Raw genomic sequence first — 13,350 nt, 5'->3', positions numbered from 1 at the left:
GCCGCCCCGCTTTTCAGAAGGATGTGCGCAGGCTCATCGCCGCGTAGCGACCGATGGCATTGTAGGCGCCGCCGATCCCGTCGGTGCCCGGGAAGAAGGGCGGTGTCGCGTCGAACAGGTCGTTGACCTGCAGACCCAGCTCCAGCCCCTTGGCAAAGGCGAGGTCGGGCAGCCGCACCGCCAGGCGCAGGTCGACGGTCGTGTAACCTTCGGCATCGTACAGCGCCGAACCGGTCGGCGTCGCGTAGGATGCGGTCACGCCGCTGCGGTGGTTGACGAAGTTGACGAAAGTCACCGGTCCGGCGGCAAAGCCGAGCGTGGTGCGCAGCGTCGTGCGCGGAATGCCCGCCTCCAGCGAATTGCTCACCGCCGATGTCGGCGACAGCTGGTTGCGGTAGTTCAGGATATAATTGCCTGCGACCCCGCCAAACACTGTGCCGAAGCCGACATCGTGGCGATAGCGCAGGTCGAAATCGATCCCGTTGGTCTCGCGCACCCCGAAATTGCCCTGACGCAGGTCGAGGATGTTGCCGATCGTCGGCACCGCAGCAAAGGTGTAGAAGAACGGCACCGTGTTGGCTATCGCCGCGCTCACCTGAGCGCCGGTCGGATTGCGGATGACACGAGCCGCAAACGTCGGGTCGCTGAACAACAGCGCGCCCAACCCAGACGGCGTCCCGATCACATTGTCATAATGGATGTCATAGAAGGTGACGCTGGCGGTCAGGTTGGGGATCGCCTTGGGCCGCAGGTCGATGCCCGCCGACCAGGTGCGCGCGGTTTCGGGGGTCAGGTTGCGATTGCCGCCGAACAGCAGGATCGTGTTGACCTGCGCCGCCCCACGCGAGGGATCGCGCGCGCCGAACGCGTCGACCAGGGCGGCCGCCGAGTAATAGGACCCGACCGTCGAGCCGAGATCGCGCAGGCCCGGCGCACGGAACGACCGGCCAAAGCTGCCGCGCAGGTTGATGCCCTCGACCGGTTCCCAGGTCAGCCCGATCTTGGGATTGCTGGTCGATCCGAAGTCGCTGTAATCGTCGAAGCGGCCCGAGAGCGACAGCGCGAGGCTGCGCATCCCCGCGGTCGCATTGCCCTCACCAAAGATCGGCACGAACAGCTCGCCATAGAGCGACTTGACGTTGCGCTCGAGATCCTCGGGGAAACCCACCCCGCCACTCTGGCCACGCTGGCGATAGGTTTCGCGGCGATACTCTGCGCCAACCGCGATCTTGATCTCGCCTCCCGGCAGATCGGCGAGCGGCCCGTCGACCTTGACCGCCCCGATGCGCGTGCGCTGGCGGTTGTCGAAGGTGGTCGGGTTGTTGAGAATCGCCGCACGCACCGCCGGGCTCGTGCCGTAACCGAACGGGTCGAGCGCGGTCGCGGTCGTCGTACCCGCAGCGGCTGCGGTCAGCGCGGTGGTGTTGATCCCGGGCTGGAAGGTGTCGTTGCGCGAAAAGTTGAACGAGCCATAGACGCTCGCCTTGAAGTTGCCCGGCAGGTCGATATCGACGCCCGCCGTCGCATTGCCGCTGCGCACGCGGAAAATCTGGTCGAAATGATCCGCACCAACCAGCCGATCCGGACGGAAATCGAAATAGCCGAACAGCGACCCCGTGCCGGGCGGCGCGCGGAAATAGGGGTTGGCGGCGGTGATCAGGACAAAGGTCTGCCCCGGTAGCGCGGCCTGAACCACGTCGCGGCGGTCCGAATAGAGGAAGTCGGCCCACAGCGTGACCGCATCCGACAGGTCTTGCCGCGCTGAAACGAACGCGCTGTGCGTGCGGTTCTGCGGCAGCAAGTCGACCGGCCCGCGCGGGTCGCAGGTGTTGAGACCGGGCGCGAGGCTGGACGCGGCATAGATCGTGCCTGCGAAGAGATTGACGTTGGCATCGGGGCACACTGCCGAACGCGTGTCGATGCCGCCCACCGCGCGGAAATCGAGCGAGCGATAGCTGCGGTCGGCCCCGGTGATGTTGCTGTTGTCCTGATATTGATAGGCGGCGACGAACGATCCGCTGCTCCAGTCATGGCCGAAGGCGAGCCCTGCGTTGAACGCATTGTAATCGTCGGCGATGCCATAGCGGACAATCGCCTCCACCCCCTTGATGCGTCGACGGGTGATGAAGTTGACGACGCCGGCGACGGCTTCCGATCCATAGATGGCGGACGCGCCGTCGGCCACGATCTCGACCCGCTCGATCGCCAGTTCGGGGATGAACGGATAGTCGGGATTGGTCTGCTGTGTGCTGCCCGAGATCAGGCGATGCCCGTTCATCAGCGGCAGGGTCGCGGCGGTCGGCAGGCCGCGCAGGCCCGGCGCGAACGACCCGAGACCGTTGTTGCTGACGCGCGGCGCGGTGTTGAAACTGTTGAGCTGCGGCACCGTCGCCAACAGTTCGGGCGTACTCGCCGCACCGATCAGCTTGGCGTCTTCGCGCGTCACGCTGATCAGGCCGGAGCCGGTGGGCGGAATCCCGCGGATGCTCGACCCCGTGATGACCACCTCGGTCGATTCTTCCGCATCCGGTTCCGCAACAGGAACGGTCGTTTGCGCATGCGCCGCAACGGGAGCGGCCAGCAGCACCAGAGCCAGAGCGGAGCGAGCGAGCAGCTGCGCACGGCATCCAAGATGATCGGTTCGGATCGACATGATCTTTATCCCCTCCTTGATATCTGTTCGTCGCGGCCATCGCCGCCGCCGGGCTTTGCCGACTTGATGCCTTGCTTATGGTCTGACACACCCGCTGGTAAGCGCATTGACGGACATCACTATGTCTTTGGCGGACAGATGCGGCGGGAGGATGAGGGTGGCGGGCGACGCAATGGATGACGGTGGCGCGACGGGCCGCAACGCGCGCGCGGGGTTCCCGTCGCTCAACCAGCGCAGCTTCGCCCCGTTCAAGATCGCGACGGTGATCGACACCGTTGCCGATCGCGGTATCACCGCGGCGACCGTTCTGGAGCGCACCGGCCTGTCACTGGCCGAGGTCCGCGATCCCCACACGATGACGTCGATCGGCCAGTATCTGACGGCATGCGAGAATATCGTCGCGGCCGGCGCCGGGTTCGCCGACGCATTCGCGATCGGCGCTCGCCTCCACCTTTCGGCCTATGGAATGTACGGCTATGCGCTGATGTGTTCGCCGACCATGCGCGACTTTTTCGACTTCGCCGTGCGCTACCAGCCGCTCGCCACGCCCACCGTCCGCCTCGAATGGCGCGCCGAGGGCAATTTTGCGATCTGGCAGTTCCGCGAAATCTATCGCGACGTGATGAGCAGCGACGTCCGCACCTTCCTCGTCCGCCAGCAGATGAAGATGACCTTCACCCATATCCGCGACACCGCCGGCGCCGACAATTTACCCGTGCGGGCGCTGTTCGCGCTGCCCGAGGATGCGTTCGCTCCGGACGACGCACAGGCGCTGTCCTGCCCCTGTTCCTATGGCGAGACGGCCAATGAGCTCCACTATCCGATCGGCATCCTCGACCAGACCCCGGAGCTCGGCAATCGGCTGACCCGCGCGATGCTCGAGGAAACCTGCGACCGCCTGATCGGCCAGGCGCGCATTTCGTCGGGACTGTCGGGGGAGGTCTATCAGTTGCTGATGAATGCACCTAGCGAGTTCCCGTCGATGACCACGATCGCCGCGCAACTGGGGGTGCAGGAGCGAACCCTGCGCCGCCGCCTTGCCGCCGAAGAGACAAGCTATGGCGCGATCGTCGACGATGTCCGCCGCAAGCTTGCGATAGAATATCTCCAGACGACGCGGATGAGCGTGGACGATGTCGCGTGGAAGGTGGGCTTCAGTGACAGCGCCAACCTGCGCCGCGCGGTCCGGCGCTGGACCGGCAAGACGATCAGCGCGATACGGGCCAGCAGATAGGGGTCCGCGATTGCGCCAGCCGTCTCTGGCCGCCAGCCGTAACCCGCTGCGCGCTACCTTCAACGCGTCGGCACGCTGGACCCCCGCCTATCGGCCCGCGCAATTCTATCCGTGGCATGATCCGCGCGTGGATCGTGCGGCGCTATCGGCGGATCGGCGCGACTTTGCCGGGCGCGGTGATCGAGTATCGGGAAGGCGGGGCGCGGTGGACGCTATCGCGGGCCAGTGGCGGTGCGCGGAGCCGTCGAACCGCGCAGTCGATCCAACGAGGGCAAGTGGAACAGTCGGACCGTCACCGTATCGCCCTCCCAGGGAAGCCCTGGCATAGCGGAGGCCGCCTCGATCGGATGTTGCTGACCGGGCCGGCGCGCCTGTCAGTCCCGTTCCCCGGCCCCATAAGCGCGGCAGAACAGATCGACCGCCGCCGTGATCCGCACATGATTGCGGGCGGCGTCATTGGTACAGCCAAAGCGCCGTTCGAGATCGCCCAGTCCCTTGCACATCGCGACGAACTGTTCAGCCGCCAGTTCCGGATCCGCAACCGCCACTTCGCCCGCGTCGCGCAGCGTGCACAAGAGCGCGGCGAATGCGCGCAGCATCTGGCGCGGCCCGGCCTCCAGAAACGCTTCGCCGATCGCCGGGTCGCGCTCGGTCTCTGCCGCGATGCGCCGGTCGAACTGGACCATTTCCGGGCGCGACATGAACGCGGTCATCGCCGCACCGATGGCCTCCAGCCGTTCGCGCAGCGACAGGCCGGGCATTGGCGCGATGCTGAAATGATCGCCAATCCGCGCACATTCACGTTCGATCGCGGCGGCAAACAATCCGCGCTTGTCGCCGAATTGGTTATAGATCGTGACCTTCGACACATGGGCGTCGGCCGCCACCTGCTCGATCGCAGTCGCGGCAAAGCCATGATCGAAAAAGGATCGGGTGGCGGCGTCGAGGATCGCCTGGCGCTTCACCGGGTCGATCGAGCGTTGCGCACGCGTAAGGGTTTCGCTTGACAGAGTGAACGGTCCCGTTCATTTGAACGAATGCGTTCAAGTTAGCCTGATTTGATGCCGCGGGGCAAGCAGGGGGCAGTGTCGCATGATCTGGATTGCCATCCGCATGCTCACCGGCGACGCCCAGAAATTCTATGGGCTGGTGTTCGGCATCGCCTTCTCGACCCTGTTGATCACGCAGCAGCTGACGATCTTCGTCAGCCTGCTCGAACGCGGGGCAAGTGCTGTGTTCAATGTGCCAGCTGCCGACATCTGGGTGATGGACCGGGTAAGCCGCACTACCGATGTCTCCTATCCGATGCCCAGCACCGCGCTCGACAAGGTACGGTCGGTGCCCGGGGTCAAATGGGCGGCGCCGCATCTGCGTGCCAATGCGTCGGTTCGAACGGGCGATGGCGATCTGGAAGGTGTGACCATCGTCGGTGTCGATGACGCAACCCTGATCGGCCTGCCGCGGCGGATGGCCGAGGGCAGCATCGACGTGCTGTCGCGCCCCGACACGGTGATCATCGACGATGTCGGCACGACCAACATGTTCGCCGATGGCCGCAGCCCGATCGGCGAGCGGCTGGAGCTGAACGACCAGCGCGCGGTGATCCGGGGCATCGCCGACGCGATTCCAGGCTTTACCAGCCAGGTGACGCTCTACACCAAATACAGCCAGGCGCTGCGCTACGTGCCGGGTACGCGCAACCGGCTGTCGTTCGTGCTGGTCGGTGCGGCGCCCGGCGTGGATCACCAACAGCTGGTTGCGCGGATCGAGGCGGAAACCGGGCTGCGCGCGCGCACCCGCGACCAGTTTGCGCAGGACGGCATCGACTTCATCGTCGAAAATACCGGCATCCCGATCAATTTCGGGATCACCGTGGCGCTCGGCTTCGTCGTCGGCGTGGCGATCGTCGGGCTGACCTTCAGCCTGTTCATCCGCGACAATATCAAGCAGTTCGGCGCGCTCAAGGCGATCGGGGTCGCCAACGGGACGATCCGCCGCATGGTGACGGCGCAGGCGGCGCTGGTCGGCCTGATCGGCTATGGCCTCGGGGTCCTGGCGACCGTGGTTTTCATCTTGAGCTTCTCGACCGAGCCGAGCTTCAAGGGGTTCTACATCCCGTGGCAGATCCCGTTGATCAGCTTCGCCGCAGTCGTGCTGATCCTGGCGCTCACCGGCTGGATCGCGCTGCGCCGTGTGCTCAAGACCGAACCGGCGGCGGTGTTCCGGTGAGCGAGCCCGCGCCCGCCCAGCCCGCGATCCGCACGCGCGGCGTGACCCGCGACTTCATGGCGGGGAGCCAGGCGATCACCGTACTGCACGGTATCGATGTCGACATCCGGGCGGGCGAGCTGACCTATCTGGTCGGTGAAAGCGGGTCGGGGAAGACCACGCTGATTTCGATCATGTGCGGCATCCTCTACCCGACCAAGGGCGAGGTGGAGGTATTCGGCACCGACATCTACCGCCTGTCCGACGCCGAGCTGGTGGCATTCCGGCTGCGCAACATCGGTTTCATCTTCCAGCAATATAATCTGATCCCGTCGATCGACGCGGCGAGCAACGCCGCCGTGCCGCTGATCGCGCAAGGGGTGCCGCGGGCGCAGGCGCGCGACCGCGCGGTCGAGATGCTCGCCGCGCTCAACATCGCCGACCAGGCCGACAAGCTGCCTAGCCAGCTGTCGGGCGGCCAGCAACAGCGCGTGGCAATCGCCCGCGCGCTGGTGCACCGCCCCCGGCTGGTGGTGTGTGACGAGCCGACCGCCGCGCTCGATGCCCGATCGGGCCGGCGCGTGATGGACCTGTTGCGCGAGGTGGCGGTTACGCCCGACCGCGCGTGCATCATCGTCACCCACGACAACCGTATCTTCGATCTCGCCGACCGCATCCTCCGGCTGGAGGACGGTTCCATCACCCATGACGGCGCGCATATGCCGGAGGACCATTGATGCCCGATTGGAAGCGGCTGAGCTTTGCCCGGACCATCCTGCCGCTGATCGCGGTGGCGAGCCTGGTGCTGGCAGCCCTGTTCATCTGGGGCGGGTTGCCCGACCGCAGCCCGAGCGCGCCGCAGCGCGAACCGGCCAAGGCGCCGCCTGCCCTCGCCAATGCCGAACGGGTGACCGGGGCCGGAGTGGTCGAGCCGTCGAGCGAGACGATCGACATCGGCGCGCCGCTGTCCGGGCTGGTGATGAACGTCGCGGTCAGCCCCGGCGCGCGGGTGGTGCCGGGCCAGCCGCTGTTCACCATCGACGACCGCGCAGTCCGCGCGCAGCTGGCCGAGGCGCAGGCAGCGATCGGCGAAGCCCGCGCCGCGATTGCGGAGGCGCAAAGCGCGCGGGCGACGGCGGGGCGTCAGCTTGCGCTGTACCGCGCGGTCGATGACCCCGCCGCAGTGGCACGCGCGGAAATCGTGCGGGTCGAGGGTGAGGCCGCCGCCGCAGCGCAGCGCGTCGCGCTCGCCCGCGCCCGCCTGGCCGCTGCACAGGCGCGCGCGGGGACGGCGCGGACCGAGCTTGGTCGCCTGACCGTGCGCGCGCCGATCGCGGGCGAAATCCTGACCGTCGCGATCCGGCCGGGCGAATATGTCTCGACCATGGGCGGGACCAGCCAGGCGTTTATCCAGATGGGCGCGACCGATCCGCTGCACGTGCGCATCGACATCGACGAGGAACAGGCCCCGCGCGTCGCGCTGGGCGCCGCCGCAATCGTCTCGCCGCGGGGCGATGCGGGGCGGCAGGTCGAGGCGCGCTTCGTCCGCGCGGAGCCGCTGATCGTGCCGAAGCGCTCGCTGACCAACAGCGCGCAGGAGCGGGTCGATGTGCGCGTGCTCCAGCTGATCTATGCGCTGCCCGAAACCAATGGCGCGTTCCGCGTCGGGCAACAGGTCGACGCGTTCATCCCGGCGCGCAAGGACGCGAAATGAGCCGGAGTAAACGCCTTGCCGTGCTGGCCCTGTCGACGGCGCTTGCGGGCTGCGTGGCTGGGCCTGCGCGCGAAATCGCGACGCCGGTTCCCGAACTGCCCGCGCGCTTTGCGCTGATCCCGGCGGAGACGGGCGGTGCGGTCGCGGATCTGTTGCCGAGCACCGATCCGGGGTTCGTGCGGCTGTCGCGTGATGCGCTGGCGAGCGCGCCGACGCTGGGCGAAGCGCTGGCGCGGATCGACGAGGCGCGCGCGCGGCTCGGGCGCGCGCGGGCGGAGGCGCTGCCGACCATCGGGGCCAATGGCGCGGTGACCGGCACGCGCAGCAACCCCGACCAGTTCGGGGCAAGCCTGCCGCCCGGCGTCGAGGTTGCGGCGGAACGCGCGAGCTATGCCGCCAATCTGACCGCGCAGTGGGACGTCGACCTGTTCGGGCGCGTGCGGGCGCAGCAGCGCGCGGCACAGGCTCGGCTCGACGCCGCCACGGCATCGGCACAGGCGGTGCGCATCGCGCTGGTTGGCGAAATCGCCGCGTCGGTGATCGACTGGCGGACCCTGTCGGCGCGCCGCGATGCACTGACCCAGGATCTGGCGGCGGCGGAGCGGCTGGGCGCGCTGGCCGGGAGCCGGGCGCGGGCGGGGATCGTCTCCGGCCTCGATCCGGTGCAGGCCCGCGCGCTGGCGGAAACTGCCCGGACCCGGCTGGCGGCGCTGGGGGGCGAAGAGGCGCGGCTGATCGGGCGGCTGACGACGCTCACGGCGCAGGATGCGGAACGCGTGCGCGCGACGCTGCGGATGCCGCCGCAGCCGGTGCTGATCGATGCGGCGGAGCTGGCCTCGGCTCCGGCAGCGATCACCTATCCCGCACCGACCGCGCTCCCCGCGACCCTGTTGCAGAACCGTCCCGACATTCTCGCGGCGGCGGCTACGCTGGAGGCGCAGGATGCCGAACTGGCGGCGGCGGCGCGGCGGCGCTTTCCGGCGCTGCGGCTCGATGCGTCGTTGGGGCTGCTTGCATTCGGCCTTGGCAATCTGTTCGACAGTGACTCGTTGGTGGGTTCGCTCGGCGCATCGCTCGCCGCGCCGCTGCTCGATTTCGGGCGAATCGCGGCGGATATCGACGCGGCGGCCGCGGGGAAGCGTGCGGCGTTTCAGGCCTATCGCGGTGCGGTCTATACGGCGCTGGGCGAGGCCGAGGCGGCCTATGGCGTGATCGCGGCGGCGGACCGCGAAGAAGTGTCCGCGCGGCGTGAACTGATCGCGCTCGATCGCGCCGCGCGGCTGATCGCAGAGCGCCAGCGTGCCGGGCTGGCCGACATGACGGCGCTGACCGATGCACGACGGCAGGCACTCGCCAGCCGCGAGCGCGCAGTCGCGGCGGAAGGGCGGGCGGCACGTGCGCGCGTCGTGCTGTGGCAGGCACTAGGGGGCTCAACCGACGGCACGCTGCCCTAGCGCGAGAGTGTCGCAGACCCGCGCGGCTTCACGCGTCGTCAGGTCGTTCTTCCGTTTCGTTTCCGATTGGATGTCATCGGATCCGGCTTTGGCGGCGGTTTCCATCCCGGCGGAGGAACCGGCCTCTGTCGGCTCGTACCGAGCCCCATCGCGCCCGGACGCTGGCGAACCAGGCCCGATGTGTCCACCTGTGCGGTCTCTTCCGCGCTTGCTCCGCCGCGCATCAGATTGATACGGTCACGAATGCGCTGCGCCTCCTCGAAATCGAGCGCGCTTGCAGCAGCGGCCATCTGGCGTTGCAGGTCCTCGATCGTGTCGGTCATCGACGGGCAACGCACGATGGGACCCGAAGGCTGCATTGCGCCTCAGAACCGGTCGTCGACGCGCCGTCGGGTGCCATCGCTGCCGAACGCGCGCCGATGCATCGCCTGTTGCCCCACCATCGCCTGCAGCCCCGCGACGATCACGGCGAGCGCCGCATTGAGGTCGTTGCTCTTCCCGCACATGAAGATGTCGACACAGGCGGTGCCATATTCGGGCCAGGTGTGGATCGAGATGTGCGATTCCGCGAGCAGCGCCACGCCGGTGACGCCGAACCCCGCGCCGAACTTGTGCAGTCGCACCTCGAGCAGGGTCGCGCCGGCTGCCTTGGCTGCATCGGTCAGGATGCGTTCGATGCGATCGGCATCGTCCAGATGCGCGCCGTCGATCAGGTCGGCGATGAGGTGCCAGCCCTCGCCCGGCAGCATCCCGGTCATAACAGGCTCTCATGGCGGTGAGAGAGGTGCGCCATCGCGGACTCCGCTGCGCGGACGCCATGGTAATGCGCTTCTTCGAACAGCGACAATCCGCTGATGTCGCTATGGGCGGACCAGATCGGACCGGTGTCCCCGCCCCCGCCGCGGCGCAGAAAGCCCGGCGTCGGCCGCACCATCGCATGCCCCCAGCGCCACAGGTCGATGCGACGGATCGCCCCGTCGAGCTCGGGATTGGTCGTGAGCAGATCGTCGCGCACGATGCGCTTCCAGTCCTCCGCCGGGCGTTCGACCAGCAATCGGCGCGCGGCTGCAGGGGCCATGTCCGATAGCGGGAGATACCAGGTGAGGACGGTCGCGCCCGGCTGCGCCGCCGGCCCCTGATGCGTTGCCACGACATAGCCGAGCGACTGGCTGCTTACCGAGACATTGTCCCAGGCGAGCGGCACACCGCGCCCCGTGGGCAGGCGGTCGAGCGTGACATTGGCGACCAGCCATGGCGCATAGGTCAGCGCCGGGTCGGGCGCGATGTCCGGACAGATGCGCGCCGCGACGAAGTGCGGCATGGCCAGGATCGCGGCGCGGGCATTAAACCGGATGGTCTGGCCCGCCGCCGCGTCGAAGCAATCGGCTTCGACCCCCTCCCCGCGCAGCGCGACACGGTGGACGATCATGCCGGGCCGGATGCGGTCGCGGCAGTGCCGCGCCATCCCCTCGGTCAAGCGCGCATTGCCCTCCGGCCAGGTCAGCTCGTTGCGGCCGGCGCCATCCGCCGCCCAGCCGCGGCGGCTCGCGAAATAATGGATGCCGGCCCAGGCGGAGACTTCACCCGGTTCGGTGCCGTAATCGTCGCGCATCGCATAGCGGACATGGCCGCGCAGCACCGGCGAGCGCCAGCCGCGCGCGTCGAGCCACGCAGCGAAGCTCTGCGCGTCGAGTGCGCGCAGTTCGGGGTCGGACGAGCTGTAAGCCATCGGCACGGCGAAGGCGGGCTTGCCGTCGCGGCCGGTCTGGCGCGAAAACGCCGCCATCGCTGCCTCGAATGCGCGCAGGTCAGCCGTGTCCTGCGGCGTCAGGCCGGTGCGCGGGATCAGTCCTTCATGCCAGCGACCCTGCCAGAAGACCCGCTCCTGCAAATCGGCACAGAGCTGGGCCATATCATAGACCGGCACGCCGTCACGCTCGCCGGTGATCATGCCAAAATCGCGCAGCATCTTGCGAAGTGCCCCCGCCTCGCGATTAGGCACAGGCAGATAATGCGCACCGAGCGGATAGGCCGAGACCGCATTGCGCCCAGCGCGGGCGTTGCCGCCAACCTGATCCTCCAGTTCGACCAGCGTGAAGCGGTCGAACCCGGCGTCCATCAGCCGCCACCCGGCCGCAAGCCCCGCAACACCGCCACCGGCGATCAGCAGGTCGACCTGTTCCTCACGCGAAGGTGGCGGAAATCCGCCGTCGCGCAGCCGGTGGCCGCGCGCCATGTCTGCCCCGTCGAGATCGCCCGGCGGCAGCGGTGCGGGACGCGCGAGCGCGAATGCGCCCCCGGCGGCGCAGGCCGCTACCGCGCCCGCCCCCAGCACGGTGCGGCGATCAGCTTTCATAGCGCGCCCACGCCTTGCCGAATTCGCGCACCAAAATCTGGTTGTCGAGCCGGTTCACCTCGGCCGGACGCCGCGCCATGTCGGGCGGGAAGGCGAACAGCTGACGCTCGACCGCCGGGGTCAGGAACCGACCGCGCGGAAAGCGGCCCTCCGCGGGGATCGTGCCCGCCGATGCGAGGATGAAGCCCCATTCACCGAAACTCGGCACATAGGCATGGTAGGGCCGCGTGGTCAGCCCCGCCGCCGCCATCGTCGCGGCGACCGTCCAATAGGCTTGTGGCGCGACCAATGGGGATGTGCTCTGCACCGTCACCATCGCGCCGGGCGCGAGCAGGCGGACAAGGCTGCGATAGAAGGTTTCGGTGTAGAGTTTCCCTACCGAGAAATCGACCGGGTCGGGAAAGTCGACGATCACCGCGTCATAGCGTCCGGTCGCTTCGCGCACCCAGCGGAAGCCGTCGGCGTTGACCACCGTCAGCCTTTTGTCGGTGAGCGAACCGCCATTCAACCGGGTGAGAAAGCCGCTCCGTGCGAACAGCTTGGTCATTGCCGGATCGAGATCGACCAGCGTCACCCGCTCGACGCCGGGATAACGCAGCACCTCCCGCGCGGCGAGGCCGTCGCCGCCGCCCAGGATCAGCACGTTGCGCGGGCTGGCGACCCGACCCATCGCCGGATGCACCAGCGCCTCGTGATAGCGATATTCGTCGCGCGACGAGAATTGCAGATTGCCGTTGAGATAGAGGCGCAGGTCGTCGTCGCGGCGGGTCAGCACGATGCGCTGGAACCGGCTCGATTCGGCATAGATCACCGGCTCGGCATAGCTCGCGACCTCAGCCCATTTCTGCAGCCGCTCGGCCCCCACGAATCCTGCGGCGAGCGCGATCAGGATCACCACCGCCACCGCCTTTTCCAGCCCCAGCCGGGCGGCGCGCGGCAACGTCAGCAGCAGCGCCAGCGCGACCGCGGCGTTGGCAAAGCCGAACAGGAAGCCGGTGCGGATCATGCCGAGATGCGGCATCAGCACCAGCGGGAACAGCAGCGAAGCAGCAAGCGCGCCGACATAGTCGAAGGTCAGGACGTTCGACACGACCTCCCTGAAATCATGGCCGCGCAGGATGCGGATCAGCAGCGGGATTTCGAGCCCGACGAGGAACCCGATCGCGAGCACGATGCTGTACAGCGCGACGCGGAAATGATCGACCAGCGGGAACAGCAGGAACAAGGCCGCCGCGGAAAAGCCGCCCAGGATCGCGATGAGCAGCTCGACCCGCACGAACAGGCGCAATTCGTCGCGCTTCACATAGCGCGAACACCAGCTGCCGATCCCCATCGCGAACAGATAGCTGCCGATGACGGTCGAGAATTGCGTGACGCTGTCGCCGAGCAGATAGCTCGCCAGTGTGCTCGCCAGCAGCTCGTAGATCAGGCCACAGGTTGCGACGACGAACGCCGATGCGAGAAGCGCAGCGCCGGGTGCCGTGGGCTTGCGCAACTGGGGGGCGGGATCGCCCTCAGCCATGAATGGCGGCGGCGACGATGATCGCCAGCCCGATCGCGACCGCGCCGGCAAAGATCGCGACCGCGACATTCTGCTTCTTCTCGATCTCGTCCCACAATTTGCCCGGAGTGAGCACGTCGAGGATGACGAAACCGACCACGAACACGACGATGCCGACGGCGGCGTAGAGGATGGTCGCGAGGAATGCGGGAAGAGTGGTGACCATGAGC

General features: G+C 67.8%; 12 protein-coding genes. 5 read left to right on the top strand and 7 right to left on the bottom strand.

Features of this window, described 5'->3' with window-relative positions; translation table 11 throughout:
- Positions 1-13: 13 nt before the first annotated feature.
- Positions 14-2,653, bottom strand: coding sequence for a TonB-dependent receptor plug domain-containing protein (locus ACO05N_RS07890; RefSeq protein WP_422056612.1), 2,640 nt, complete (start codon positions 2,651-2,653; stop codon positions 14-16).
- A 157-nt stretch (positions 2,654-2,810) separates the two neighbouring features.
- On the opposite strand from ACO05N_RS07890, the gene ACO05N_RS07885 reads away from it, so the two are divergent.
- Complete coding sequence (locus ACO05N_RS07885) at positions 2,811-3,887, top strand: AraC family transcriptional regulator ligand-binding domain-containing protein (protein WP_422056611.1); 1,077 nt, start codon at positions 2,811-2,813, stop codon at positions 3,885-3,887.
- Between the two features lie 374 nt (positions 3,888-4,261).
- On the opposite strand, the gene ACO05N_RS07880 is transcribed toward ACO05N_RS07885, so the two are convergent.
- The gene (locus ACO05N_RS07880) at positions 4,262-4,852 is read right to left on the bottom strand and encodes a TetR/AcrR family transcriptional regulator (RefSeq protein ID WP_422056610.1); all 591 of its coding nucleotides are present in this window, start codon (positions 4,850-4,852) and stop codon (positions 4,262-4,264) included.
- A 127-nt stretch (positions 4,853-4,979) separates the two neighbouring features.
- On the opposite strand from ACO05N_RS07880, the gene ACO05N_RS07875 reads away from it, so the two are divergent.
- Genes ACO05N_RS07875 through ACO05N_RS07860 form a run of 4 tightly spaced genes read left to right on the top strand, consistent with a single transcriptional unit; the run spans position 4,980 to position 9,263 of the window.
- Complete coding sequence (locus ACO05N_RS07875; protein ID WP_422056609.1) at positions 4,980-6,116, top strand: ABC transporter permease; 1,137 nt, start codon at positions 4,980-4,982, stop codon at positions 6,114-6,116.
- The gene (locus ACO05N_RS07870; RefSeq protein ID WP_422056607.1) at positions 6,113-6,832 is read left to right on the top strand and encodes an ABC transporter ATP-binding protein; all 720 of its coding nucleotides are present in this window, start codon (positions 6,113-6,115) and stop codon (positions 6,830-6,832) included. The genes ACO05N_RS07875 and ACO05N_RS07870 overlap by 4 nt, the downstream gene beginning before the upstream one ends.
- Positions 6,832-7,809 (top strand): efflux RND transporter periplasmic adaptor subunit, encoded by a 978-nt coding sequence (locus tag ACO05N_RS07865; RefSeq protein ID WP_422056606.1) that lies wholly within the window; start codon positions 6,832-6,834, stop codon positions 7,807-7,809. The genes ACO05N_RS07870 and ACO05N_RS07865 overlap by 1 nt, the downstream gene beginning before the upstream one ends.
- Positions 7,806-9,263 carry an efflux transporter outer membrane subunit gene (locus ACO05N_RS07860; protein WP_422056605.1) on the top strand — a complete coding sequence of 486 codons (1,458 nt, stop codon included), beginning with the start codon at positions 7,806-7,808 and terminating at the stop codon, positions 9,261-9,263. The genes ACO05N_RS07865 and ACO05N_RS07860 overlap by 4 nt, the downstream gene beginning before the upstream one ends.
- Positions 9,264-9,301: 38 nt before the next feature.
- Here the strand turns inward: ACO05N_RS07860 and ACO05N_RS07855 are convergent, their stop codons facing one another.
- Genes ACO05N_RS07855 through ACO05N_RS07835 form a run of 5 tightly spaced genes read right to left on the bottom strand, consistent with a single transcriptional unit; the run spans position 9,302 to position 13,346 of the window.
- Complete coding sequence (locus ACO05N_RS07855; protein ID WP_422056604.1) at positions 9,302-9,586, bottom strand: UvrB/UvrC motif-containing protein; 285 nt, start codon at positions 9,584-9,586, stop codon at positions 9,302-9,304.
- 42 nt (positions 9,587-9,628) lie between these two features.
- On the bottom strand, positions 9,629-10,021 hold the full coding sequence (speD, locus tag ACO05N_RS07850) for an adenosylmethionine decarboxylase (RefSeq protein ID WP_422056603.1): 393 nt from the start codon (positions 10,019-10,021) through the stop codon (positions 9,629-9,631).
- Positions 10,018-11,619 carry an FAD-dependent oxidoreductase gene (locus ACO05N_RS07845; protein WP_422056602.1) on the bottom strand — a complete coding sequence of 534 codons (1,602 nt, stop codon included), beginning with the start codon at positions 11,617-11,619 and terminating at the stop codon, positions 10,018-10,020. The genes speD and ACO05N_RS07845 overlap by 4 nt, the downstream gene beginning before the upstream one ends.
- Positions 11,609-13,141, bottom strand: coding sequence for a polyamine aminopropyltransferase (locus tag ACO05N_RS07840; protein ID WP_422056601.1), 1,533 nt, complete (start codon positions 13,139-13,141; stop codon positions 11,609-11,611). Before ACO05N_RS07840 ends, ACO05N_RS07845 begins: the two co-directional genes overlap by 11 nt.
- On the bottom strand, positions 13,134-13,346 hold the full coding sequence (locus tag ACO05N_RS07835) for a DUF350 domain-containing protein (RefSeq protein WP_300499750.1): 213 nt from the start codon (positions 13,344-13,346) through the stop codon (positions 13,134-13,136). Before ACO05N_RS07835 ends, ACO05N_RS07840 begins: the two co-directional genes overlap by 8 nt.
- Positions 13,347-13,350 lie beyond the last annotated feature (4 nt).

Source organism: Sphingomonas sp. (assembly GCF_965227385.1).
GTDB lineage: Bacteria > Pseudomonadota > Alphaproteobacteria > Sphingomonadales > Sphingomonadaceae > Sphingomonas.
This window is presented reverse-complemented; position numbering and strand designations above follow the sequence as displayed.